A 22818-nucleotide genomic window follows, 5' to 3' on the forward strand; every position below is an offset into this window, starting at 1 on the left:
AAGCTGTGGCAATTCAGGTGGAGGTTCTTATGGGCGAATGGTCGGAGGCAATGGAAGAAGGCATTATTTGTCCGAGATGCTTCTGCCTCAAAGTGGACAACGAAGGCAACCAAGTCAGTTGTACCTGTCCAGCACCCCCGCCCTTGGGAGTTGCTCCCTTCAAGCCAGGCGTTCAGCGTCAGCCAGAGCACCCGATGCCCCTTGGCCCGAATTGGCTGCCCAAGATATGCAGGTGAACAGACCAACTGTCAGCTAAGGAGCAAGCTATGGCGATCACGAGCGAAAGACTGAGGAAAATGACTCCTGAGCAGCGTGCGAACCTCCACGAAAACGCCAGGAAGCGCATTGACGATGGCGGGCAAGCAATAATTGAGCTGATTGAATCTTCCGGACTGCCGCTCAGCTCCGGAGGCATGAGATTGTCCGACCCCGTCTACCAGAGAATGCAAGAGATCGTCTGGTCCTCGGAAGGAAAGAAGGCTGCTGTCGGAGCGACGCAGGCCGGGCGGCCAGCACTGGCCGGAGTCGAGCCGCTCATCGTCGCGGACCTCGGCGACCGCTACCATCCGCACAACGACGGAACCAAAAGTGCAGGTGGGATCGTGGGAGAACTCATGCGTTTTCTGGGTTACGAACTTGCTGGCCACGCGGACATGCCTGCAGGGTCGGTGGCGAAAACTGCGGCATTGTGGAGACCAAAGAAGGGCTAAACACCGGCTTCAAGCGAGGGACCGTTCGCAGGCGATTACGGTCGGCGGACGTTGGAACATGGGCGAACCAAATCTTATTCATTCTGCGATCGCGACGATCTACGATGCGGCACTGTCACCGTCGAGCTGGCCGAGCGCCCTAGAGCAAACTCGAGGTTTCGAGGCAGAGCGAATTGGCGGCACTCATGGGAAGATTGATGCTCTGCTAGTGCCTTACTCCGACGAAAGCGGCGGGCGAATGCTCTCCGCCATGTTGCCCCGCCGTGTGGAATGAAACACGGTGCAAGCCACGCCTCAACACTGCCAAAAGCAGTAAGTACCGCAAGACATCAGGCTGTGACAAGCGATAGCAAGCGATCGCCGCCTGACGATACGGCGTCACGCGCCGCCACGGCAGTCATCACGAAGGCGTGTATCTGCTCGCGCGTGTGATTATGCATCAACTGCACCCGCCAACGACATCCGTTCTTGCCGACTGCGGGATACTCGACGAGGTTTACGATCGCTCCGTTGTTTAGCATGTATGATGTCATTTTCCTCGACAGGCCGTTGGAGCCGAGGACGACCGGAACGATCGCGCTCGGCTGTCCGAGGACATGAAATCCAGCGCTTTGGAGGGATGAGCGCATGTGCATTACGTTGCCCATCAAGCGCTCCCTCCGCCGCTCGCCTTCGGGACTGTCGACGATAGCGAGACAGGAAAGCACCGCGGCTGCCTGCATCGGCGATATCGCGTTCGTGAAGGTAAGAGGACCGCACCCGTACCGGAGCGCGAGTTTCAGCTCCGTCCTGTTCGAGGCAACGAAACCGCCGTTGGAACCGAATGTCTTAGAGAAGCTCCCCATAACGATGTCGACGTTCTTCAAAACACCCTGCAGCTCGAGATACCCACGGCCGCAAGGGCCGATCGCGCCAAGGTCGTGGGCGACGTCGACCATCAGGGTCGCTCCGTACCGGGAGCAGATCGCATGCAGTCCGGCGATATCGGGAACGTCGCTGTCCATGGAGAAAACGGTTTCGATAACGACCAGGATGCCCGCATCCGGGTTTTCGGCCCGGACGCGGGCAAGCCTCCGCTCGACGCCCTCGTTCGAGCAGTGTGGAAATCGGTGAACGTTGCCCGTCGCAGCGTCGGCACCCTCCTGAAGGCAGGCATGTGCAAGAACGTCGATGACGACATGGTCATCGCGGCGAACCAGTGTTCTGATAAGGCCGTGGCCAGCTCCCCAGCCGGTCGGGAACACCGTCGCATCGGCGACCCCGAGAAAGGTGGCGAGCGTCCTCTCCAGTTCGATCGTGATCTCCGTAAGCCCCATTAAGGCGGACGATCCCGCGCTGTGGACTCCATAGCGCTCGGCGGCTCGGTCGCCGCATTGATGACGCGTTTCTCCGTTGCGAGGTTCAGGTAGTCCTGGGATGCGAAGTTCACGCCGGGGAAAGGTTCTCCGTTCCTCGCGTAGGCGACGATTTCTGTGTCGATCCGGGCGGCGGTGTATTTGCTGTAGGGATCGAGGCTGTTCCGCATCCGCGCATCCCACCAGCCCGTCATGGGCTTCCATCGACCAGGGAGGTCGATAGCTGCCTGGTCGTCGTAGTCGGTTGTCACTCTACCAAAGACGTCGAATTCCGCGCTGTCCACTGTGAGGTCCCCCAAGGCCGCATGACCGGGAGGATAAGGTGGAGTTGGGGACAGGTCATATCCCATTTGGGAGCTGAATATGGATTTCAAAAGGTGACAGGATGTGGTGGGCGCGAGGCCAGCCGGAACAGGCATACGGATGTTTTGGTTGATTCCTCAAGCCCGGTGGTTGATGTTTGAGGCACTACAACGAGCAGTCGAGACACACCTCCAGCTCCGGCAATCTCACTGTTCACGACAAATACTTGAATGGCAAAGTTTAATCCGATAAAAAATGTCCTACGTCAGAGGGCATGCATGTATCAGAAGTGGTTTAGCCCAGGATTGGCGGCGCTGGTGGCTGCGGCCCTTTGGTTTGCGGACGAACTTACTAACGGCTTATATTTTTCTGGCGCGAGATTGTACGTTGATCGATGATAGAGTTATCTCTCCGCCGCTATCCCAACTGGCGAAGTTGAGACAGCCATTGACTGCGGGAGAACGTGCTGTCTTTCAGCTTTTTCGCCAACATCTGCCAAAAAACTGGGAAATTTACCTACAGCCTCATCTCAACGGCCTACGTCCCGACTTTGTCCTTTTGAACCCAAACTGCGGTATCGCAGTTTTTGAGGTGAAGGATTGGGACTTGAATGCAATGCGATACTTCACCAAACGGGGCCGAAACGGACCTGAGCTTTGGGCGGAGAGAAATGGCGAAGAGTTCTCTATTCAGAACCAAAATCCTATCACGAAGGTCAACCTCTATAGGAGGGAAATCTTCGACCTTTACTGCCCACGCCTCAAGGAAGGAGCAGGCTGGGCCGCGATCACTGCAGGCGTCATCTTTCCCTTCGCTGATGCGGGTGAAGTTAAGCGCCTTCTCTACCCCTTCCAGCAGGCCCAAGACGGCGGCAAATTCGAGAAATACCAACCTATCAGCGGCATAGCCGAGATATCAGCAGGAAATGTGGGGGCCGTTTTCCCTGAGTCTATGCGCAGCGGATCGCGCGTGATGACGGCCGACTACGCGAGCGATCTGCGGGGATGGCTTGTCGAGCCGGACTTTTCATCAACTCAGCGGACGCCGCTAGTTCTCGATCGGGACCAACTATCACTGGCCGAAACCAGGACCGAAAGTGGCTATCGCCGGATCAAGGGGCCGGCGGGGTCAGGCAAATCGCTGGTTCTTGCAGCAAGAGCCGCGCGCCTTGCTAATGAGGGAAAGTCCGTTCTGGTGGCAACCTTCAATATAACGCTCTGGCATTACTTGAGAGACCTGATTGTGCGAGGTCTCGATGCACCGGAAAAATTAAGAAATGTTCGCTTCACGCACTTCCATCTGTGGTGCAAGCACGTCTGTCACGACGCAGGATGGGATAAAGAGTATGAGAACCTTTGGTCAAATGACCCTAACAGCCAAAGAGATACATTAAACTATGCTTTGCCACTCCTCGCAGAGAAGGCTGTAGCACTCCCCGATTTCGAACGGCACGATGCGATCCTGGTCGACGAGGGGCAGGATTACCTGCCCCTGTGGTGGAACGTTCTTCGCAAGGCGTGCAAACAAGGTGGAGAAATGCTGTTGGTCGCCGATGCTACCCAGGACGTCTACGGTACTGCGTCATCTTGGACGGATGACGCGATGAAGGGGGCAGGCTTCGGTGGGAGGTGGGCGCAACTGGCCACTAGCTATCGCCTCCCTCCTGATGCGCTGAGGCTCGCACGGAACTTCGCTGAGACGTTTCTTCCAAAAGATGCAATTGACCTTCCGGAAGCAGAGCAAGGATCGCTCGACCTTTACCCGTGCCGCTTGCGGTGGGTGCAATGCTCTTCCGATAAGGCCAGCACGGTCTGCTCGAATGAGATACAATCTTTGATGCGCCAGACTGGAAGGCGAGAATTAGCAAATGCCGACATCACATTGCTCACCGGCGATATGCTATCCGGAATGGACGTGGTTACTCGTCTTGAGGAGTACAATATCTACACGGTCAATACGTTCGGGAGCGACCACCGGCGTCGAAAGATGGGGTTCTACATGGGAGACGCCAAGATTAAAGCGACTACCCTACACAGCTTCAAAGGATGGGAGTCTCGCCTGCTCGTCATATACGTGCCCCATGCGGCCCATGCCCAAAGCTTGGCTCTTGTGTATGCGGGCTTGACGAGGTTGAAGCGAAGCCAACAAGGTAGCTGGTTGACAGTCGTATCCTCAGCACCCGAACTCCATGCGTTCGGGAAAGGCTTTCCCGACTATGCTGAGATTGCCGCAGCAACTGCGGTATGAAGACTAAATACCTGAAGACGTCAAAGCCTCTTGATCCGTCCCCGCTCGTCCCTTGCCGGCGGACCCTTGGCGACATAGGCGGCCCGCTTCTCGTCTGCCGCAGCAGCGAGAGCGCCGTCGATCGTCCTTGTCATCAGTAGCATCAGATCGATGATGTCCTGATCGTCGTCGCTGATGGCCAACCGCAAGGACTGCCGATCACCACCAGCCGGAACCAGCATGACGTCCAGCATGTAGTCATCGACGTCGAAGCGGAAGACCGCCGAGAAAATGCCCGCGCTTTGCCAGACGCGTTGCCCTTCCGCCGAGAAGCGATCTGCGAAATACACTGTCAATCGGCGTCCAAAATTCACCCCTGATCGGCATGCAATTTTAAAAATTGGACGCCGATTACCCCGCCAAGGTAGTCAAATTTGCATGCCGAAACACAGCTTGGGTGCGCGGTCGAGGATGGCCGACGCCGACTCCACGAGCTTCCCCTTTGAACCCGGTTTCGGAGAAATCTCAACAGTGAAATTAGGATCAAACCCCGTCGGTTCGCCGGGATATCCTCTGGGATTAGATACAACCCGTGTATCTCCGACCATGTAGTCATTTCGATGGTGGACGTGACCGTGTACCCATAATTCTGGCCCAACCTCGTACAGCAAATCTTCCAAGTCGGAAGCGTAACAAGCGGAGAGTGGATCGTGCCGGAAACCGAGGTCAATCGAACGCGGTGACGGGGCGTGATGCGTCACGACGACTGTCGTTAGCCCTGTCCCTTCGCGCAATCGACTGGCGATGAAATCGCGAGTCTCACGATGTTTCCGCAAGGCGTCGATCGGCTTGAATTTGCGAAACGGTGCCTTGGCGAATTTGATCTTCTTATAGTCGTTCATCCCGTGCGCGGCGTACGACATGGTGACCTCCGGATTTCGGCCAAACAGGCGAAAATCGGTCCAAAGTCCTCCGCCGATGAACCGGACACCACCGATGTCGACGGTCTCGTTCTCAAGAAAATGAATGTTGGGAAAACGACCAGCGAAATCGCGGGCGTCCCGGGTACTTTCCTGGACGAACGCAGAATAAAACTCGTGGTTTCCCGGTACGAAAACCACGGGGATAGCATGCGCCACGGTGTCGGCGAGCCATTGCAGACTCGGGACGATGCCCTTGTCCAGAACGTCGCCAGCGCAAATCATGACATCGGCATCGGCTGGTGGGGTCTGCAAAAAAGGCTGTCCGAATTCCAGATGGAGGTCTGAGAGGACCCAAAGTTTCATGACTGTTATCCTACTGCGGCAGAAAAAAGGAGAACTCGGTCTAGCGAGTGGATCAGAGGGCCAGGAGTGGCTGGCTTGGGTAGAGCCAACCCATGACCGCCTTTCTCATCGAACTCGCCAAGTCATCGTGGTGAATCTCTAATGCGGATTTCGCCTCGTCAGCGGAGAGCCAACCGTCGCTCAAGCGCCATCGGCGATGGAACAAGACATCGAGACGATGGCGTCGGAAATCTTCTGCCATGCTCCGCAGATCGCTGGGCTTTTCTGGCGGCATCGCTTCGGCATCGGGAGGCAGGTCAGACTTGTCGGAGTGCTCACCATTCGGCGTTTGAACCACCCAAGTCTCCTCATCCGCGGCGGTGACAATCGCGTCTATCTGAGAGCGGATGTCGTCTGGCACATTCGCGGCAGCGTCGAAAGCCGCCGTGATAAATCTGGCATCGCTCGCGAAATGGAGGTTCCACTTCGACGGATTGAAGCGCCAGAGGACCGTTTCAGCAGCTTTCGTCCAACACCCCGCTTGCACAAGTCCGAGAGCCTCCAGAACCGAGTATGCGTTGACCGTGGCGCACGCCGGGCCGGCCCCGTTGGCAGCGGCGATGTTGGCTACTGGCACGCTATCGCGGTCGTCCGCCTTCAGCGACAGAACTCGTCTGTCCAACTTTCGGAATCGCAGTTCGCCGTTCTGGTCGGCCACGTAGATCACCGCGATCGAGATATCGTCCCACCTCGGCGGCGGCTCGGGACGTTCGGGAAATCGCCGCGGCTTGGCTCCCCCGACAAATTCGTGCGCCTGTCCCAGTGCAATAAGCGCCGCACACCCGACCTCATAGGCGGTTATGTGGTAATGTTCCCAACCTATCTCGTCCTTGTAAGGTAATCCGTACGACAAATATACGGCAACTGCCCGAGCCCAGGCGGCGAAGTCGTTTGCCTGCTTTTTGTTGTGCAGCTCCATGGCACGCGTCGCAGACTTCGCCATGAAACTCGGCGTGCCGTATATTCCGGTGATCATCAGCCCGATCTCGTGATCGACATCCAGGTCCCAGTGGAGACCCGTCTCGCCAAGCAGTTCGACTTCGGCGAGGTGAGCCTCGGATGCCTCGACTAATCCCTCGAGGAATCGTCCGGGGACCGTGAAGGTCGAGCCGTTCTCGAACTCGACGACGATCCGGCCTGTCGACTGATCGTAGTAGGCACCCTTTGGAGTCGAGTGTTTCAGTCGCCAATATGCGTCGCGCGCGCTCCCGACCACAATGCGGCGTCCCGGCGGGTCAAAGCCGATTTCGTCCAGACCCGACCCAACCGACCTCTCCCGGTCGGGTTCCGTTTTGATGCGACGATAGCGCCGCCTTCCCCGCCCCTTGCTCGCCATCTACGCTCCCGCGCCGCGACGAGGCAGCTTCGCAAGGCTGACCGTTGGCATCCGGTGCCGCCGTACGATCTCGGCGACCTCCTCTCCTGGCAGGACATTTGCTTCCAGAAGACGTTCGACAATGGCATGGAGAGCGGCTCGACGAGATTGAATGATGGACCTCGAGCGATCGAACTCGTTCTGCAAAACCTCGTGAATGCGCCTGCGGAATTCTGGATTGTAGGACCTCAGTCGCTCGAGCTGTTCAGGGGAACCCTCGACGACGAGTGTGTGTCCCATCCCGAGGCAGCCTTCCAACATCGTCGCAAGCTCCGTCGCCCTGTTGAGGTCGGCCGTTTCCGATCCCGAAGCGCCGTCGGCAAAACAACCGAAGACTTCCGTTTCGGCGGCTATGCCAGCCAGGCAGACGGCGATCGCCGCGAGATAGTCTGGCCGCGTCTTTGGCCGGGCACTACTGTGACCGTAGTGGACGTACCCAAGTTGGCTGGATTTGCCCTCAGCCCGGTACCGTGAAATCTTGACCTCACTGACCTCTCCATGGCCGACTTCGATCGAGACGAGGGCATGGCCCGCTTCATGGACGGCAAGAGCACGAACGAAGTCTTCCGGAAGTTCCGTCACCGCCGGCAATTGGTCGATGATATGCGTCCCCGCAAGGACCTCCGAACGGCGTCGCGCTGCTCGTCGTGCGCCTCGAGCGATTTGTTCGATATCGGCACCTGATAGACCATCGGTCGCTGTATCGAACATTTCAGCTTGAGGTTGATCAAGCTCGACCCCGCTGTGGAATTGCAAAATCGAAAGCCGGGATTGAGCATCGGGAAGCGTGATCGGGAACTGACGATCCAGCCGTCCCGCGCGCCGTATCGCCGGATCGAGATCGTCGGGATGGTTACAGGCTGCCACGACCACCACACCTTCTCGGTGGTGGAAGCCGTCGAGGAGTTCGAGTAATCCGGCAATCGCGGCCGTCATGTAGGCCCTATTATGATCACGGATGCTACGATCACCAAAGGTAGAGACTTCATCGATAAATAGGATTGCCGGAGCCTTCGATCTTGCCTCCTCGAAGGCTTTCCTCATGGCTTTCAAGAAGTCATCGAGCGAACCGGCACTCTGCCAGGTCGAGAAAGACCCAACGACGACGGATACCCTGCAGGTGTTGGCCAAGGCACGCACGAACGTCGTCTTTCCGGTTCCAGTCGGACCTGAAATCAAGACCCCATCGTCGACATCCTCCCACCGGATGCGGCCCGTTTTGTAATCCGCCAGATCACGCGCCAGGTCGAACCCCCACTGCACGACCGGACCGTATCCATGCATATCCGCGAGGGTTGGCACACTGATCGTGGGTTCCGGCGCACTGGAGCGCGTCGACGGCAACGCGAGTTGCTGTAGCCTCCGAAGAGAAAGCATCGGCGGGCGTCCTTCCTGGAAGGCCTTGTCCAGCAAGGACCACGGCGCAGAGAGGAGAAGTTCGACATCCTTCTCGATGACCGGCATCCCGAAGCGTCTAAGCGCCGCCTCGACATGCCCCCGGCTCCGCATCGGAACATCGACCACAAAGTCGGCGAAGAGCCTCGCTTCGTCATCCAAGGCTTTGCCGGGCTCCTTTACGAAGATCGCTCGATTCACTCGCAATACTTCCAGCTGGTCGCGGTGTGAGTAGCGTCCGCCCCAGTCACTGACATATGGGCGGGTATCTTTCTTGTATTCTGCGACCCCGTGTAGAAAGACTCGGGCGGCGGCCGTATAGACGGAAAGGCAGGCTTCCTCCTGAAGGCAAACGACGCCCTTGAACCTGGCGTTCTTCTTGTTCCAGGGCCGAAGCGCCGCGGCTATGCCGCAGAAGGCCATGAAGACCGGCAGCGTGATGAAGGTATCGTCGCCGGGGCTACTTGGCTTCCACGGGACTGGCGGCTTTCTGGTAGAAGGCGGCGGCGGCTCGTTTAGAACCTCGAGAAATTCGACGATGTCCATCAATGCGAGTACTCCGACGGCCCATTCTCCCGGAGCCTCTTTTCCCAGTATTCGGAGTCCACGCGCGTTCCGAGTCTGTACCAACGAGACATCGTTCGCGCGATGCCGCGTTCCGGGTCGAGGTAAAAGAGCTCGCTCGAGTACGCAGGTCTTCCGTCTGAGATGTTCGGATGTGCGAGAGGACGGCCGATCAGGCAAGGCACCGAGCGCATCGCCAAAGCCCAGCTGTTCATGGCCGCGTTCGGTGCGATCACATCGACGCGACGATCGATATTATCGAGGTCGTCGGCGAGAAGTCGCAGCTTCTCCACGAGTTCCGCACCTGACGTTCCAAACCACGCGCGGGAAACCGAATCATCATGCTGCATCACAAGCCCTCGAATCATTGCCCTCATTTATTGAGGCGTGCGGAGTCTTATAGACTCCATTTGCGATAATAAAAGACCCTATACGGTATCAATTGACATTTTTTTGGAGGACCGGCTTCTCGGGAGGATGAGAATACCCGCTCCACCCGACGCCCTCCGGGTCGCCCGCGCGCTTATGAATCTCTCGCAGCGCGCAGCTGCCGCGGCGGCTGGCGTGCCGCATAGGTATCTCACGATCGTCGAGACCTCCGACTCGCGGATCGTCACCAACCTCGACTTGGTTGATTTTTATGCCGCGGCGGGCATCGAGTTCCTCGGCGAGGCGTCTATCGGAAACGAGATCACCCGCGCCGGAGCCAGGTGGTCGGCCCCGAGTTCGCAGGATGTCAGCAGGGCGGAAAAGGCGAAATTCCATACCGAGGATGCACGGGTGTCCTTTCGCGCCGCGCGAGCGTTGTTGAACAAAGGGCAGGGTGAGATCGCCGAATTAACAGGCTTGAGCCGAGCCACCGTCAAGAGCCTGGAATCCGGCGAGGCCTGGCAGGGGTCGCACCGGACGCTTCTGACGTTCTACGAATGCGCCGGCGTCGAGTTCCTCGGTTGGGGCGATCCGGTTGCCGATAGGTATTTCGGCATAGGCGTCCGCTGGTCTCCAAAGTCAATTGGGCCGGAATGTGCATCCTATCAGGCTCCGCCATGAGCGCTGGCGAGACGGCACCGCACGAGCACCTTGGAATCCGGCCTTTCGCAGTTACGATCCCGCCCGACGCGTTGCGAGCCGCCCGGGCGCTCATGGGGCTCACACAAACACAAATGGCGGGGGCTATCCGTATCTCCCGTGTATCGCTGGCCGCTTGCGAGATGGGATCGGCGGAAACCACGTTGAAGACTATCGCCGCGCTGCGGGAATTCTACCAAGGGCGTGGCATAAGATTTCTGGGAAGGACCGACTGGACCCATAACGTGGTGCACGGCTCAGGCGCATACTGGCATTACCAGGCGGCAGTGTTACGCCGCTTTCTGCTACCCGACGAAGCGAACTTCTCCGCCGCCAGAGCGCTTTTAGGGCTTGAACGGCAGGAGGTGGCTGAAGACAAAGACGTGCGCCTGACGTTGCGACAGGTGGGGAACCTCGAAAACGGGGGGGCCTTTACCAAGAAGAGCCACGATCGCCTCCGCGATTTCTACGTGGACCGCGGAGTGGAGTTTCTGAGTGTCTTGTCGGGCCGCGGTTTCGTTGGCCTCGGGGTGCGCCGTGCGTCTGTTGAAGTACCCCCGCCGCGACAGCTTTGGATAAACCGTGGCGACCACGTTTTTACGCGGATTCCGACCGCCTGGAGTCGAAAGCGATACAATCGTAGCCGATTTTGACCGGGTTTTCGCATCGTGCTTTCCTCGCTCGGTATCGCCCGAATTAGGAAGGTGAACAGCCATGTCAAAGCGCCCCCCGCGCAGGCCGAAAGGCTCTCGCACGATCTCCAATCCACACGGCGTCTACTCGTACCGCGAGGTCTGCGAGCTGACAACGCTGTCCAGGCAGACCATCTACGTGAAGCGCAAGAAGCGGTTGTTTCCCCAGGGCCGGAAGCTTACCGAAGGCCGGCTAGTCTGGGCGAAAGACGTTATCCACCACTTCCTGGCGGGAACGTGGAAGCCCGACCCGCCGGAGCCGGACGACGACGATGATGACGACGATGACGACGATGACGAGTAGAGAGCGGCCGAGCCGCCCTCTGCCGTCAAGCCGCTCAGGTAAAAAAGCGGCCGGCCTTTTCGAGCCTCAGGGAAAGATCGATCGCGGCGGCCCGCAGGACGGCCACGATCTCCTCCAATCTGCCCTCGAACGTCGATTTCTGCCCCTCGATCCATTGGTGCCGCCACGGGACGTCGTGGAACGGACTGTAGGCTGTAAGCTTCAATCGGCCGCTCGGCCTTCTCCGGTACGTCTTCCACGTGTAGCCAACGAACTCGGCCGCGTTGAACTCCGCCACGGGAACAAAATCTCCGCCGCCCGCATAGGCCAGTTGCTGTATCTCGCTGACCTCAACGAGCGAAAGGCCCAGCGGAACGCCTCCGATGTGGACCACGGTCGGTCGGAGCGGTGCCCAGGGCAGTGGACTGTCGGGGCGTGCCGGATCAGGCTTAACAGCCTCGTCGTAGTTGTCGATCTCGACGCGGATCAGGATTTCAGAACCGCCCGCGATCACGACGGGATGGCCGGACTCCTCGAGCCTGTTGAACAACGCGCTCGCGAACCGAAGGCAGGCGTGCAGCGCCGGGGCCGACGTTGCGATATCGACGAGCAGCCTCCTCTGCGGTTTGAGGAAATAGCCGTCGGAACCGGGTTGAGCCGTCCGGAAGTCATGCTCGGCCCGGCGGACCAGTTCATGCGCCTCATTTTTCGTGCGCGCCGCGGGGGCCGGTATCGCCGGCTGTAGGGCGCGCTTCAGCTTCTTCGGCTTTCGGCGGCGCGCAAAGCCGATGGCATCGCCTGTCGTCCACGACTGGCGCGTACCCGGGCCCGCCGCCGGAAGCTCGGGCACGGGGCCGGCGTTGTCGGTATCGTGTATCCTCCAATAGCCGCGCGAAGGTTTTGGAACCTCCAATGCCGTGCAGACGTAGCCGAGGTAGCTGTCGGACACTTTCAGGCGCGCGGCTGCCTCGACGCCGGGGACGCTCCAGACCAGCGCGTAGAGCGCGTCGCGGGTGATCGTGGTCATGGCCGCCTCCGGGGGGCTTGCGCCGCCTTCTCGATCTTCACCGCGAGGCGGCCGAAGTCATCCCAGGAACCGCCAGCAGGTTCGTCCTCCCAGAAGTCTTCCTTTGAACCCGCGACCACTTCGTCGAGCCTGTCATGCAGCTTCGCCATCGCCAACCGTCGTTGCGGAATTTGGCGGTACTGATCGTACAGCCCCTCCATGCCCTTCCTGCTGTGGCTGAGAATGCCCTCGGCCACATCGTTGGGAACGTCCAAGGCCGATAGCGCCGTCCGGTCGACCCGCCGGTCGTCGTGAAGCACGAAATGCCGCATGACCTTGGTCGGATCGATCTCCCGGAGAGCCGCCTCCGCCCTGGCGCGCAACTCGTTCGTCGCCGCGCCGAAACCGTTGATCGGCGCTTGACCGTGACTCGAGCTGAACACGTAGTCGCCATGCCCTGGAGGCTGGCTGTGGCGAAGGTCCGCCAACAGGTCCATAAGCTGGTCCGAAAGCGGCACGAGGTGCTCGACGAGCTTGCCCTTGACCTTGATGGGAGGCGCTCTCCAGACCCTCCGTCTCGGGTCCAACTCTGACCAGCGCATCCCCGCGACGGCAGTCCTCCGCTCGGCGATCAGCAGAAGGACGATGAAGTACGGTCCGTACGGATACGGCATTTCGCTCGCCGCCTGCCAGTACGCCCGCACCTCCCACGGCTCCAGGACATGCAGCCGCGCGTTCTTCCAAACATCAAAGTCGCCGGCGGTGAGCCCGTCGATCGGATTGACCGCGATCCCGTAGGGCCCCGAGCGCCGGGGCGCGTTGACCCATCGGAAGAATGCCTGCAACTGGTCGCAGAGCAGATAGGCTTGGCTCATCGAGCGGCTGGTCACGCCGTCGACGATCTCACCGAGGTCGTCGCGGGTCACGTCGGCGACAGCCTTCTTCAGAATTTCCGTTGCCTCGGGATTGTCGAGAAGGGTCCGACGGATCACGGCGATGTCGCCGGTCACATGCCGCGTGTATCGCCGGTCTGGCAACCAGGCGATGAAGTCCACAAGGGCCGACCGAAACACCCGCCGCTCCTGAAGGCGTTTCTCCCGCCCTGTCCGCTTTTCTTCTTCCGCCGGGTCGATCCCAAGTTTGATCTTATCGTTCCAATCGCGGGCGATCTCCCGCGCCTTCTCCAGCGACATGAGGCCGAACGTCCCGATCTTCCTGCGGGTCGTCCTGTCGTCGCCCGGGAACCTGGCCATCAGCACGAACACCTTGGTGAGCGTGCCCACCCTGACGACCAGGTTGGCGACCTCGCCGTCGTGTTTGTCATATCGCTTCCCGGACTTGAACTTGGCCGGCTTGAAATTCTTGATAGTGTCCTCATCCAATATACGCGCTCTTTTCATTGCCGTGCTCCAGTGTTGGGCAGCGCGATGGGCGGCAAGCTGCGGAGTTGACCATGTTTCAGCCGCTAGGCGGGAATCAAACCCCTACACCGCAGCGAAGTCAATGATTTCAACTGGTTAGTTCCGTATGTTACCGAATGATACCTCCTGGTTCCGGCTAACCACACTGCTCATAACCGCTTGGTTGGGGGTTCGAGTCCCTCCGGGCCCACCACTTATTTCAATGATTTAGCGGATTTTCGCTCATGGGTCGAAAGGCTCGGGCTACAAATTGGGCTACAAAAAGGCCGCACTTCATTGCCAATCATTAGGTAGCCAACCCTGTATAATCGTCCATGATGCTCGGCAGCTTTTTCGCAACAGTTCGAATGTCTTTGCTGTTTACCGTAGTCATGAGCTGCTCTTACAGCGCAGCGTTTGCGGGACTCACGCGTGAACGGATTGCGAAAATGCGGTCGTAGTGCTGAGCCAGCTCTTCGACGGTTTCAGCCGTCAAGTGCTTAAATTCTTCAATGTAGCGTTTGTCATCGATGAACGTGATCATAAAAACAGGATGGGCGAGCCGACCGCTAACGGCGACGATGAAATCAATTGGGTCATCCGGGGTCTGCTTAGTGAATGGCCCAGCATCCATCCCCGGAACTCTGTGTTCCGGCTTACTGAGATTTGAAAGCGCCCAGGTGCGAAACAAACGAAGCATCATTAAAAGCTCGTGATCGGCTTGGTCGCGGATAACAGTATCGGTTTGTGCACCCACGTAGTCAGATTGGGCCTTCATAACCTCTCTGTTGTGTTCGAACTCCCTACGCGTCAACGCAAGTTCTTCACGTTGTTGTGCAAGCTCTCGGGATTGAATCCACACCGTGGCAACGAGCCAAAAGAATGCGAGCGGAGCAAAAACGCCAGAAAGGTAGGTTCCCCAAGTATCTAAGGTCAGACAACTAAACGTACCGACACACGATGGAGGTGACTTTGCGAGGTAACCTAGCAGCACAATTCCCGCGAACAGCCAGACGGCACTGGCAAAACTAACCGAGACAATTATGGCCGTGCTGTTTGACGGTTTCTTGTCGCGTGCCATTGAAAGGGATCGTTCATTCATACCTATCGACTCTGAACGATCCAGAGAAACACTTATTCGAGTTACTTAAAAGAGCAGTTTAGAGGACCGCACAACTCAATTACGCTATGGCGAAGTCACCTGATTCGTGTCGAATGGTAGGATTCTATGACCTTCGCGACTGTCGCCTCTTTTTTGCTCATGGCGCTGCAAGCTATTCCGTTGGAAGTTTGGGGAGTTCTTATTGGTGGCATAATCACGATGGCCATAACCGCGTATTTTGCAGGGCGGGAGCATCGCAAACAGCGAAAGAGTGAGGCGATTGCGGTGGCGCTCAAAGCGACGCTAATCAACAACAGTTTTTCGCATTTGCTGCACCACATAAAAAGCGCCGACAACAAGGCGAAAGGAACAACCCCCCGCGTCAAGTTTGATTTATGGACACGCATCCCCCTCCTATCAGGTAAACTCGAACCGATAGCGATCGAACCCAACGAATTACTGGTCTTCATAGAAGCGCGCGAATACGAGCTTGTTCAAGAACTGCTGACGTTGACTATGCGCCACAAGTCAATGTGCGATGCCTTCAACGATTTTGCTGACCGCAAAATTGAACTGCGAAGCCGCGTGACTGAAGGAACCGTCAACGGCGAAATAGTTAGCCACAGCACACCGCTTGATGTGACCTCGCAGATAATAGTTATGGAGTTGAATACGCTGACTAAGTCGATAACGGATTTACTCCCACTGTTCAGGCAGGAATCGGCCATCTTGTGCAAGAAACTGACCCCTGCGCTACGCAAGCATCTCAGAGACAAGTCTGTTCCCTATTTCCGCGAGGTCGGCTAGTCCGACATAATATCCAATGCCCTTGACTGTGAGTACAATCGCCTCAAATAACTTTGGGGAGCGAGTGATGCGAATTGCCGTTCTGAAATCGAGAAGATCGTCGGCGCGCGTTTACCAGAAGCCACAACATCACCGACGATGCCGGGCGAAAACACTGCTTTCGCATCCGTCGAGATCCGTCGTCATAGGTCGCGCTGATCGTGAAATCGAACCGCTCGACACCATCGACGAAGACGATGATATCGGAATTGTCGAAAACTGAGAACCAACCGCGAACTGAGTGGTCGCGGCGGCTGGATTATAGGTCGAGATGCGATCGTCGGGCGAGGTGAGGGACATGGCGGGATGCTCTCCCGACATGCCCTATCATGCAAAGGACAGGCTGATTATTCGCCGCCGTCCCTTTGATCTGAAGCCCTGCCGCCGCAGCGAGACCCATCCGAAGCGCGATCGGACGATGTCTGGCAGTTCCCCGCTACAGCGATGGATGGAATGGCAAACGAAAGCAAGATGATCGCAATGATGGTCTTCGTCATGATAGCCCCTCTTGGTTGAAGAGGTCGGGACTAGTACACCTTTTGCGTCTACCTGCAATTGGTAAATTTAGGAATATCTAATATTATATATCTGGCGCATGCGATGGAAAAGCACGCTTCAATTCGGACGCCCTTCGGCTCCGCTCGAACAGAGACGTGAGTAGGTTCCAGCCCCTGTAAATGGTGGCAAACCAACCTAGAAGGGAAAACGCTGTGCTCATTTAATTTCCCGTCAAGCCGAAGGTGCCCGCCCTCAATGTCCAGCTCCTTCGCATTTGATGCCGACCCCGCGTAGACCAAATAGCGAAATCGGCCGGGTGAATGAGACCCCTTTGAACACACTGCGGCTCCCCATATCGTTGTCCAAACAAACGACATCTGTAGGCGTGGCCGAGGCAACCTTGATTGAGGCAGCGAACGCTGGCGAAGGGGTTTTCAGGCAATAACAAAATCTTGATCGGCAACGACAGTTATCGGAACGCCTCATCGGCCCTACTTGCCAGAATTATACGGACACTTTGGACAGTAAGGGGTGGGGAGATGCTTCAAACTCGCAAACTATCGGCAGCCATGGCAGCCGTCTTCGTCATTGCCCTGTCGGCGTCGTCGTGTACCACGAGCTCAAACGACTCGGTGCAGACGGGCTCCGTCGGCTATACCGCTCAGAGCGCTGACTTTGCGCTTCGGCCTGCCTGCCGCGATGGTTTCGGCAACGATCGTCCGTGCAGCTATTAGCGCTGGAAAATGAGAAGTCTGATTGCCGCGATGGTTCGTCTCTGGGGATGGCCAGTATCACACGACTTCTTCCGGCGGCATCATGCCCGATCAACGCACATTTCTAATAGCTACAAGAACGGCCATCGCTCGGCCTGAACCCACCCCCACACGCCGGATTAAGCGGCTGACGCTCATAATAACCGCCATAACCGCCGCCGATCGACGACGTCTGGTCGAGGCTTCCGGATGAAGTGCAAGCCGAAATGATCGTGGCAAGGCTGATCAGCGTTCCGGTCGCGATAAATGCGAAAAATCGGTTCATCTGAGCTTCTCCTCGGAGGGGCACGGCTTTAGCCGAAGTTTGCAATCTACCACGCCATCACGAGGGTATGCGAGGACTTATAGGGGCTGAGCGGCCCCGGCGGCCGCTTCTAACGCCAATGTGATCGTTTTTCAGGCCCAATGCCTCAAGCCATGCACTGTCGCATAACTGTCATGTAAAATTGCCCATTGCGATAGCAGCTTGCGCAAAATATATGCTGCCAGCTAACAAAAAAAAGAATGAGTAAACTGCCATGAGTGCCATACAGAAACTTTTCCACCGCAATCTCCTGACCCGCTTCGTTGCTGGTCTCGGCGCGGTTCCCCAGCGTATTCGCGACGCACGCGAAGAGCGCAAGCCCGCCATCCATCCATCCTTCATGGACGATTTCGGCGCCTGAAGCGCGTAGCGAACCTTTAAGTTCGCTTACCGCGCTTTCGCCTTTGGTTTCGCGCATCTGTTTATCGCGAAACCGCTCCACACATTTGCGCGACATGCTTTGCCCATCCAAGGCATCCGCTCGCCGCCGGGTAAGGTAGTGACCTCATCCCGGCTGGCGCGCATGCTCAGTTGACTACGGGTGCGGCCGGTTCGCCCCAGCTGGAGATAGGCTGGCCGGCCTTGGTCGCCACCCTGACGTCATAGAGCGCGAGTGAAGCCTGGAGCTGCCGCATATCGTTGCAGCGGTTGATGATGCCACCGATATACTCCACGCAATCGCTGGCGCTGCCCTGTACCGAGCCCGTGGCCCAATCCTTGACGATTCCGTCGGCGCCCACCAGGAAATAGGAAAGCCGGTTGTTCTGCGAAATCGTGGAACTGCCGACCAGGCCGGCGAAATTCGTGCCGGTCTCGGTCTGGGCGCCGGGCGCCATATGCCGGTAGATCGTCATGCCGTTCATCAATGGCGTCGCGCCGATCATCGGCCCGAAGGTCGCTTCGGAGCCGGAAAGCCGCGCCATTGGCGACTGGCCAAGATTGGCGACCTCCGCATAGGGCTTGCCCAGCGCATAGCTGGTGTAAGAGCGGTTGGCGGCGTTCTCCGCCTTTTCCGCCACCTGAGAGCACCCCGCCAGACCGATGGCGAGGCTGATCGAAAGAATTGCCATGAAGCGCATGCTGCCCCCTTGCCGGCCGCAGCAGCGCGGCCGCCGTTTGTTCCTTAACCCGCCATATTTGCTATCAGGTTTGCAGGATTTGGGAAGCGGTCGCGCCAAAGCAGCATTGTTTGCTACAGCTTTACCGGCGTGCCGTGTGAGTCCCCTCTGCCCAGGCCCGGGCAGAGGGGGGCGGCCACAGCCGGCGGTCATGATCAAGCCACGGCGGAAAATTCCTTGCGGAACCAGATCCGGTCAACGGGCCGGCCTCCCGCATGCCCGCTGATCCTGCCGAATTCGACATATCCGAGCTTCGGGTAAAAATCCGGGGCCTGGGTCGAGAGCGTGTCGACGCAGGCCGCGACCGCGGCGCGGCGACGCCCTTCTTCTTCGGCCGCCGCCATCAATTTCGTGCCGATGCCGCCCAGCCGCAGCGATTTTGCGACCCACAGATTACCGATGAAAAGAACCGAGAAGGAAACGGACGCCGTTATTCCGGCGATAAGCGCTCCGTTCTCTCGCCAAACGATGGCAAAAGCCTCGCGTCTGATCTCAGCGCTCTCGTTGAAGGCGTTCAGGCCGTCTGATATCGCGGTGGCGATCTCGGACGGGACGGGATCCAGCGTTTCGAACATTGCTTCCTCGTTGTCGATGGTCGCCATATGATAGCGAGCCGTCGGTTCCGGTCCAACCGTTTCGGTTCTTGAGGATCGGCGAACGTCCTGCAGGTTCAGGCTCCGATACAGGCATCCCTGACATTTTTTTCTCGCTACACATGCGCCTGTCTTTTCCGCCGTAATAGCTTCACAATCAACCGACAGAAAGCTCTTCCGGGAAACGACAACCAAGGAATGAAAACATGGCGCCGATCTATACCAGAACAGTCCTGATGACCGCCCTTTTGGCGCTGCCGCTCGCCGCCGCAGCGCCCGCCTTCGCGCAGGAGATGAAGCCGCGCGAGCCGGTGATTTCGGTGACCGGCGATGGCGAATCGTCCGTCGCTCCCGATATGGCCATCGTCAATTTCGCCGTCGTCAAACAGGCGAAAACCGCCCGCGAAGCGCTCGACGAGAACAACAAGGCGATGAACGACGTGCTTGCCGCGCTGAAGAGCGGCGGCATCGCCGAGCGCGACCTGCAGACCTCCGGCTTTTCCATCCAGCCGCAATACAATTATCCGCAGCCGGTCGACGGCCAGCAGCAGCAGCCGCAGCTGATCGGCTACCAGACCATCAATTCGGTCACCGTCCGGCTGCGCGATCTCGCCAAGCTCGGCGCGGTGATCGACCAGTCCGTCAGCCTCGGCATCAACCAGGGCGGCGACATCCAGTTCACCAATGACAAGCCGGATGCCGCCATCGAAGAGGCGCGCAAGGATGCCGTCGCCGAAGCCGTCAAAAAGGCGAAGACGCTGAGCGAAGCCGCCGGCGTCAAGCTCGGCCGCATCATCGAGATCAACGAGAATGTGCCGCGCGCTATGCCGCAGCCGGTCTATCGCGCCACGATGATGAAGGAAGCCTCCGACGCTGCCGTTCCCGTCCAGAGCGGCGAGAACAATTACAATGTCAGCGTCACCGTGACCTTCGCCATCGAGCAGTAAAATGAAAGCGCCGCGCGTCTTTTCAGGCGCACGGCGCTCAAACTGCTGTCAAAGTCTACCGACTTCCTGCTGATTGAGACACGCAACATCTCGGCTCTGGAGATCGGCGAGACCAGCCCCTCATCCGGCTGCCGCCACCAGCCGGATGAGGGGCAGCCATTGGCGCCAACCGGACAGCCGTGGCACAAGACCCACGATGATGCCGGAGGAAAGAGCGCAGTCAAACTGAGCGCACAAAGAAAACCACCCTTGCCGATCCGGGGAGACTGGCAAAGGCGGTTGTGGCCGCCGCATCGGGGAGACGAGGCGGTAATCGACCTTGAGATCAGCGGCGCAGAGCGGGGCAACCGCGCACATTGCCGAAGCTCATCTCATCGGGGCCGCGACGGGTCCAACCCTGGACGATCACGCGGCGCGGCGTGATGTCGACGACGCGGGCGCGGCGGAAGCCGTAATCGCGAGCGAGGTTTTCGGCGAGCTGCGGATTGCAGCCGCGCGACGGACGGCCATAGCCCGGAAGCGGACGGTCATAACCCGGAGACGGACGGTCATAACCCGGAGGCGGACGGCGATAGTCCTGCGGCGGACCCCGGTCCGGCTCGCCAATAATGATATTCAACTGGGCGGCGGCAGGCGCCACCGTGCCGGCCAGGGTACCGGCTGTCAGCATGACGGCAAGACCCGCCTTTGCCAGAAACTGCATCATCGAAAAACCTTTCGTTTGAAAGTCGGGCCGGTCAAGCCGCCCTCCCCATTCGTCCGCATTACGCCGAAGCGTCATTTGGGAATCACTCATACAGGTCAGAGAAGAGACGGCTGAAAGTGTCAGCGTCAAGGCAAAAACGGGGCGGCAAGCACCACATGGGCGCTTGCCGCGGAGTCCTCAGCGCCGGATCAGCGGGCAGCCGCGGACATTCGCGAAGGTAATCCTGTCCCAGCCGCGGCGTTCGCGCCCCGCGACGACAACGACCCGCGGCGACATGCGGGTGATGTGGGCGTCCCGCAGGCCGAAATCACGCGCCTTGCGCACCGCATGCATCGGCGAGCAGCCGCGTATCGGACGATGGTATTGCGCCTCGACGATAAAGCTCGTCTGCGGCCCTGCGGCGGCGGCCGTGGAAACTGTGGCCGGAATGGTGCAGAGGGCGAGCAAAGCGGCAAGCGAAGCCTTGGTCAGGAAATGCGTCATGGGGTGTCTCCGTCGATTGGTATTACCTAAGCTCTCCCTTCAGGGATTGTCTCGACAGTAACCGCCGCAAACTGAACGGTGTTCGAACCGGGCATTCAGTTTGCATTCACAAGAATGAATCCGGTTTCAGGTGCTGAGATGCAGCACGATTTCGCGCCGGTGCGGCCGGTCGCGATGTTCGTAGAGATAGATACCCTGCCAGGTGCCAAGCATCAGCCGCCCCCTGGCGACGGGAATGCCGATCGAGACCTGCGTCAGCGCCGCCTTGATATGCGCCGGCATGTCGTCCGGCCCCTCGGCCCGATGCACGACCCAGCCCATAGAGGGATCGGAGGCCGGCGGCACGATGCGGCGGAAGAAGGAGAGAAGATCGGTGCGCACGTCGGGATCGGCATTTTCCTGGATCAGCAGCGAACAGGAAGTGTGGCGCACAAAGACGGTGAGAAGCCCCTCCTCCCGCCCTGATGCGTTGACGAAAGCGCTCGCCTGGTCGGTGAATTCGTAAAGGCCCTGTCCGCGTGTGGACAAGGTGAGGATCGTCTGGGGCAAGGCGCTCTCCCGTCTTGGAATGACATCTCCCGGGAGTTGGCGCGCCGTGACGACCAAGTCAATGCTTGCCTCACGCAAGTCTACACGCGCCCTGGCAAGGCGGCATCAGAGCTTGAGCATCATCTCGAAGCCGCCATAGATCATCCGCTTGCCGTCGAACGGCATCTGCCATTGGTCGCCCTTGAGCCTCGGATCGTCCATCACCTTGGCATTGATATCGTCACGCTCCTGCCGGGACCGGTAGACGATCCAGGAAAACACCACCACCTCGTCCTCCTTGGCCTGCACGGCGCGGGGAAAGGAGGTCAGCTCGCCATAGGGCACGTCGTCGCCGATGCATTCGACATATTCGAGCGCGCCATATTCCTTCCAGATCGAGCCGGCGAAGGTCGAGAATTCTTTGTAAGCATCGACATTCTCCTTCGGCACCGCCACGATGAAACCGTCGACATAGGACATTGCGCTTCTCCTCCACCTGCCCTCGTTAGCGGGAGAGATAGGAGATCGGTCGGACAGGTCCAGGGATAAAGCGCGCGGCAGCGACGGGCAATCAGGGCCCGTTCACCAGCTTGAGGATGAGCTGCTGGATATTGCCGCCGTCACCCATTTCGATCTTGTCGAAGTCACGGCCGCGCTGGCGCTGCCTGCCGGAAATCTCGCCGAGGCGGCGGGTCAGTTCGATCCGGATCTTCTTGCAATCGGGATCGTCGGCGACGGTGAGGCCGATGCTCGTCGCCTCGATTTCCTTGACCATCTCCTTGATGGTCTCGCCATGCACCCGCTCATGGGCCTGCACGCCTGATATGAAGGCCTGCCAGCTGCTCTTGACGGCGGCCGGCAGCTCGGCCGCCGGCTTCGGCAGCGTATAGGTGATGATCAGCTTCGGCCGGTTGGTCGTGATCACGCAGGCGTTTCCCTGCGGTTCGTATTTCCTGGTCCAGGTCAACTTGAACGTCGTATGCGCGATCACCCTGCCCGCACCGGCTTCAGGCCCTCGCGCCCCAATCGATTCATAGAGCTCAGCGCCCGTTTTGCCTGATATCGAATAAGGCCGCACCTCTTCGACCGCCTGCCACTCAGCCAGCGCCATAGCCGGCACCGACGTGAAAAACGCCGCCAGCACACAGGATAGAAAATTTGTCGTCACGCGCGGCTCCGCCGAATGATATTTGGGGCGAACCTAACGGCAGCGGTCGC

General features: G+C 58.7%; 28 protein-coding genes. 9 read left to right on the forward strand and 19 right to left on the reverse strand.

Annotated features, from left to right (window positions below):
- The first annotated feature begins 266 nt into the window (after positions 1-266).
- Complete coding sequence (locus ACD590_RS15095; protein ID WP_439002971.1) at positions 267-710, forward strand: hypothetical protein; 444 nt, start codon at positions 267-269, stop codon at positions 708-710.
- Between the two features lie 329 nt (positions 711-1039).
- Here the strand turns inward: ACD590_RS15095 and ACD590_RS15100 are convergent, their stop codons facing one another.
- The gene (locus ACD590_RS15100; protein ID WP_439002972.1) at positions 1040-2026 is read right to left on the reverse strand and encodes an aminotransferase class I/II-fold pyridoxal phosphate-dependent enzyme; all 987 of its coding nucleotides are present in this window, start codon (positions 2024-2026) and stop codon (positions 1040-1042) included.
- Positions 2026-2349: a hypothetical protein gene (locus ACD590_RS15105; protein ID WP_439002973.1), complete on the reverse strand. Its 324-nt coding sequence runs from the start codon at positions 2347-2349 to the stop codon at positions 2026-2028. The genes ACD590_RS15100 and ACD590_RS15105 overlap by 1 nt, the downstream gene beginning before the upstream one ends.
- A 406-nt stretch (positions 2350-2755) precedes the next feature.
- Between ACD590_RS15105 and ACD590_RS15110 the strand changes: the two genes are divergently transcribed.
- Positions 2756-4615: an NERD domain-containing protein gene (locus tag ACD590_RS15110; RefSeq protein ID WP_439002974.1), complete on the forward strand. Its 1860-nt coding sequence runs from the start codon at positions 2756-2758 to the stop codon at positions 4613-4615.
- 20 nt (positions 4616-4635) lie between these two features.
- Here the strand turns inward: ACD590_RS15110 and ACD590_RS15115 are convergent, their stop codons facing one another.
- The 5 genes from ACD590_RS15115 to ACD590_RS15135 form a co-directional block, all read right to left on the reverse strand.
- Positions 4636-4950 carry a hypothetical protein gene (locus ACD590_RS15115; protein WP_439002975.1) on the reverse strand — a complete coding sequence of 105 codons (315 nt, stop codon included), beginning with the start codon at positions 4948-4950 and terminating at the stop codon, positions 4636-4638.
- A 72-nt stretch (positions 4951-5022) separates the two neighbouring features.
- A complete protein-coding gene (locus ACD590_RS15120) occupies positions 5023-5880 on the reverse strand; it encodes a metallophosphoesterase (protein ID WP_439002976.1) in 858 nt (285 codons plus the stop codon).
- A gap of 52 nt (positions 5881-5932) precedes the next feature.
- The gene (locus ACD590_RS15125) at positions 5933-7255 is read right to left on the reverse strand and encodes a DUF2442 domain-containing protein (protein WP_439002977.1); all 1323 of its coding nucleotides are present in this window, start codon (positions 7253-7255) and stop codon (positions 5933-5935) included.
- Positions 7256-9235, reverse strand: coding sequence for an AAA family ATPase (locus ACD590_RS15130; RefSeq protein WP_439002978.1), 1980 nt, complete (start codon positions 9233-9235; stop codon positions 7256-7258).
- On the reverse strand, positions 9235-9603 hold the full coding sequence (locus ACD590_RS15135; RefSeq protein ID WP_439002979.1) for a DUF6634 family protein: 369 nt from the start codon (positions 9601-9603) through the stop codon (positions 9235-9237). The genes ACD590_RS15130 and ACD590_RS15135 overlap by 1 nt, the downstream gene beginning before the upstream one ends.
- Positions 9604-9730: 127 nt before the next feature.
- Here ACD590_RS15135 and ACD590_RS15140 point away from each other — a divergent pair, with 127 nt between their 5' ends.
- From ACD590_RS15140 to ACD590_RS15150, 3 genes are all read left to right on the forward strand, one after another.
- On the forward strand, positions 9731-10303 hold the full coding sequence (locus ACD590_RS15140; protein WP_439020868.1) for a helix-turn-helix domain-containing protein: 573 nt from the start codon (positions 9731-9733) through the stop codon (positions 10301-10303).
- A complete protein-coding gene (locus ACD590_RS15145; protein ID WP_439002981.1) occupies positions 10300-10974 on the forward strand; it encodes a helix-turn-helix domain-containing protein in 675 nt (224 codons plus the stop codon). The genes ACD590_RS15140 and ACD590_RS15145 overlap by 4 nt, the downstream gene beginning before the upstream one ends.
- Before the next feature lie 61 nt (positions 10975-11035).
- The gene (locus ACD590_RS15150; protein WP_439002982.1) at positions 11036-11317 is read left to right on the forward strand and encodes a helix-turn-helix transcriptional regulator; all 282 of its coding nucleotides are present in this window, start codon (positions 11036-11038) and stop codon (positions 11315-11317) included.
- 34 nt (positions 11318-11351) lie between these two features.
- On the opposite strand, the gene ACD590_RS15155 is transcribed toward ACD590_RS15150, so the two are convergent.
- The 3 genes from ACD590_RS15155 to ACD590_RS15165 form a co-directional block, all read right to left on the reverse strand.
- A complete protein-coding gene (locus ACD590_RS15155; RefSeq protein ID WP_439002983.1) occupies positions 11352-12323 on the reverse strand; it encodes a hypothetical protein in 972 nt (323 codons plus the stop codon).
- Complete coding sequence (locus tag ACD590_RS15160) at positions 12320-13702, reverse strand: tyrosine-type recombinase/integrase (RefSeq protein ID WP_439002984.1); 1383 nt, start codon at positions 13700-13702, stop codon at positions 12320-12322. Before ACD590_RS15160 ends, ACD590_RS15155 begins: the two co-directional genes overlap by 4 nt.
- 403 nt (positions 13703-14105) lie before the next feature.
- Positions 14106-14783 (reverse strand): hypothetical protein, encoded by a 678-nt coding sequence (locus ACD590_RS15165; protein WP_439020869.1) that lies wholly within the window; start codon positions 14781-14783, stop codon positions 14106-14108.
- 147 nt (positions 14784-14930) lie between these two features.
- Here ACD590_RS15165 and ACD590_RS15170 point away from each other — a divergent pair, with 147 nt between their 5' ends.
- Positions 14931-15611: a hypothetical protein gene (locus ACD590_RS15170; RefSeq protein WP_439002986.1), complete on the forward strand. Its 681-nt coding sequence runs from the start codon at positions 14931-14933 to the stop codon at positions 15609-15611.
- Positions 15612-15997: 386 nt separating this feature from the next.
- Here ACD590_RS15170 and ACD590_RS15175 read toward each other — a convergent pair whose 3' ends face one another.
- On the reverse strand, positions 15998-16147 hold the full coding sequence (locus ACD590_RS15175; protein ID WP_080671773.1) for a transmembrane anchored protein: 150 nt from the start codon (positions 16145-16147) through the stop codon (positions 15998-16000).
- A 540-nt stretch (positions 16148-16687) separates the two neighbouring features.
- Between ACD590_RS15175 and ACD590_RS15180 the strand changes: the two genes are divergently transcribed.
- On the forward strand, positions 16688-16882 hold the full coding sequence (locus tag ACD590_RS15180) for a hypothetical protein (protein WP_028732884.1): 195 nt from the start codon (positions 16688-16690) through the stop codon (positions 16880-16882).
- A gap of 103 nt (positions 16883-16985) precedes the next feature.
- Here ACD590_RS15180 and ACD590_RS15185 read toward each other — a convergent pair whose 3' ends face one another.
- Complete coding sequence (locus tag ACD590_RS15185; RefSeq protein ID WP_028732885.1) at positions 16986-17186, reverse strand: hypothetical protein; 201 nt, start codon at positions 17184-17186, stop codon at positions 16986-16988.
- A 253-nt stretch (positions 17187-17439) separates the two neighbouring features.
- On the opposite strand from ACD590_RS15185, the gene ACD590_RS15190 reads away from it, so the two are divergent.
- Positions 17440-17586, forward strand: a complete 147-nt coding sequence (locus ACD590_RS15190) for a hypothetical protein (RefSeq protein WP_018242953.1) — start codon at positions 17440-17442, stop codon at positions 17584-17586.
- Between the two features lie 166 nt (positions 17587-17752).
- On the opposite strand, the gene ACD590_RS15195 is transcribed toward ACD590_RS15190, so the two are convergent.
- Positions 17753-18304 (reverse strand): hypothetical protein, encoded by a 552-nt coding sequence (locus ACD590_RS15195; protein WP_439002987.1) that lies wholly within the window; start codon positions 18302-18304, stop codon positions 17753-17755.
- A 194-nt stretch (positions 18305-18498) separates the two neighbouring features.
- Positions 18499-18945: a GNAT family N-acetyltransferase gene (locus tag ACD590_RS15200; protein WP_210067762.1), complete on the reverse strand. Its 447-nt coding sequence runs from the start codon at positions 18943-18945 to the stop codon at positions 18499-18501.
- A gap of 197 nt (positions 18946-19142) precedes the next feature.
- Between ACD590_RS15200 and ACD590_RS15205 the strand changes: the two genes are divergently transcribed.
- Positions 19143-19883 carry an SIMPL domain-containing protein gene (locus ACD590_RS15205; RefSeq protein ID WP_018242956.1) on the forward strand — a complete coding sequence of 247 codons (741 nt, stop codon included), beginning with the start codon at positions 19143-19145 and terminating at the stop codon, positions 19881-19883.
- Between the two features lie 325 nt (positions 19884-20208).
- On the opposite strand, the gene ACD590_RS15210 is transcribed toward ACD590_RS15205, so the two are convergent.
- The 5 genes from ACD590_RS15210 to ACD590_RS15230 all read right to left on the reverse strand — a co-directional run bounded on the left by ACD590_RS15210 (position 20209) and on the right by ACD590_RS15230 (position 22768).
- Complete coding sequence (locus ACD590_RS15210; RefSeq protein ID WP_028732889.1) at positions 20209-20589, reverse strand: hypothetical protein; 381 nt, start codon at positions 20587-20589, stop codon at positions 20209-20211.
- A 177-nt stretch (positions 20590-20766) separates the two neighbouring features.
- Positions 20767-21072: a hypothetical protein gene (locus ACD590_RS15215; RefSeq protein ID WP_018242958.1), complete on the reverse strand. Its 306-nt coding sequence runs from the start codon at positions 21070-21072 to the stop codon at positions 20767-20769.
- Positions 21073-21198: 126 nt separating this feature from the next.
- Positions 21199-21621 carry a secondary thiamine-phosphate synthase enzyme YjbQ gene (locus ACD590_RS15220; protein WP_247266241.1) on the reverse strand — a complete coding sequence of 141 codons (423 nt, stop codon included), beginning with the start codon at positions 21619-21621 and terminating at the stop codon, positions 21199-21201.
- Positions 21622-21726: 105 nt separating this feature from the next.
- The gene (locus ACD590_RS15225; RefSeq protein WP_018242960.1) at positions 21727-22080 is read right to left on the reverse strand and encodes a DUF1428 domain-containing protein; all 354 of its coding nucleotides are present in this window, start codon (positions 22078-22080) and stop codon (positions 21727-21729) included.
- Between the two features lie 91 nt (positions 22081-22171).
- Positions 22172-22768, reverse strand: coding sequence for a DUF922 domain-containing Zn-dependent protease (locus ACD590_RS15230; RefSeq protein ID WP_028732890.1), 597 nt, complete (start codon positions 22766-22768; stop codon positions 22172-22174).
- Positions 22769-22818 lie beyond the last annotated feature (50 nt).

Origin of the sequence: Rhizobium sp. 862_C5_N1_2 (assembly GCF_051811205.1) — a bacterium.
GTDB classification, from domain to species: domain Bacteria; phylum Pseudomonadota; class Alphaproteobacteria; order Rhizobiales; family Rhizobiaceae; genus Rhizobium; species Rhizobium leguminosarum.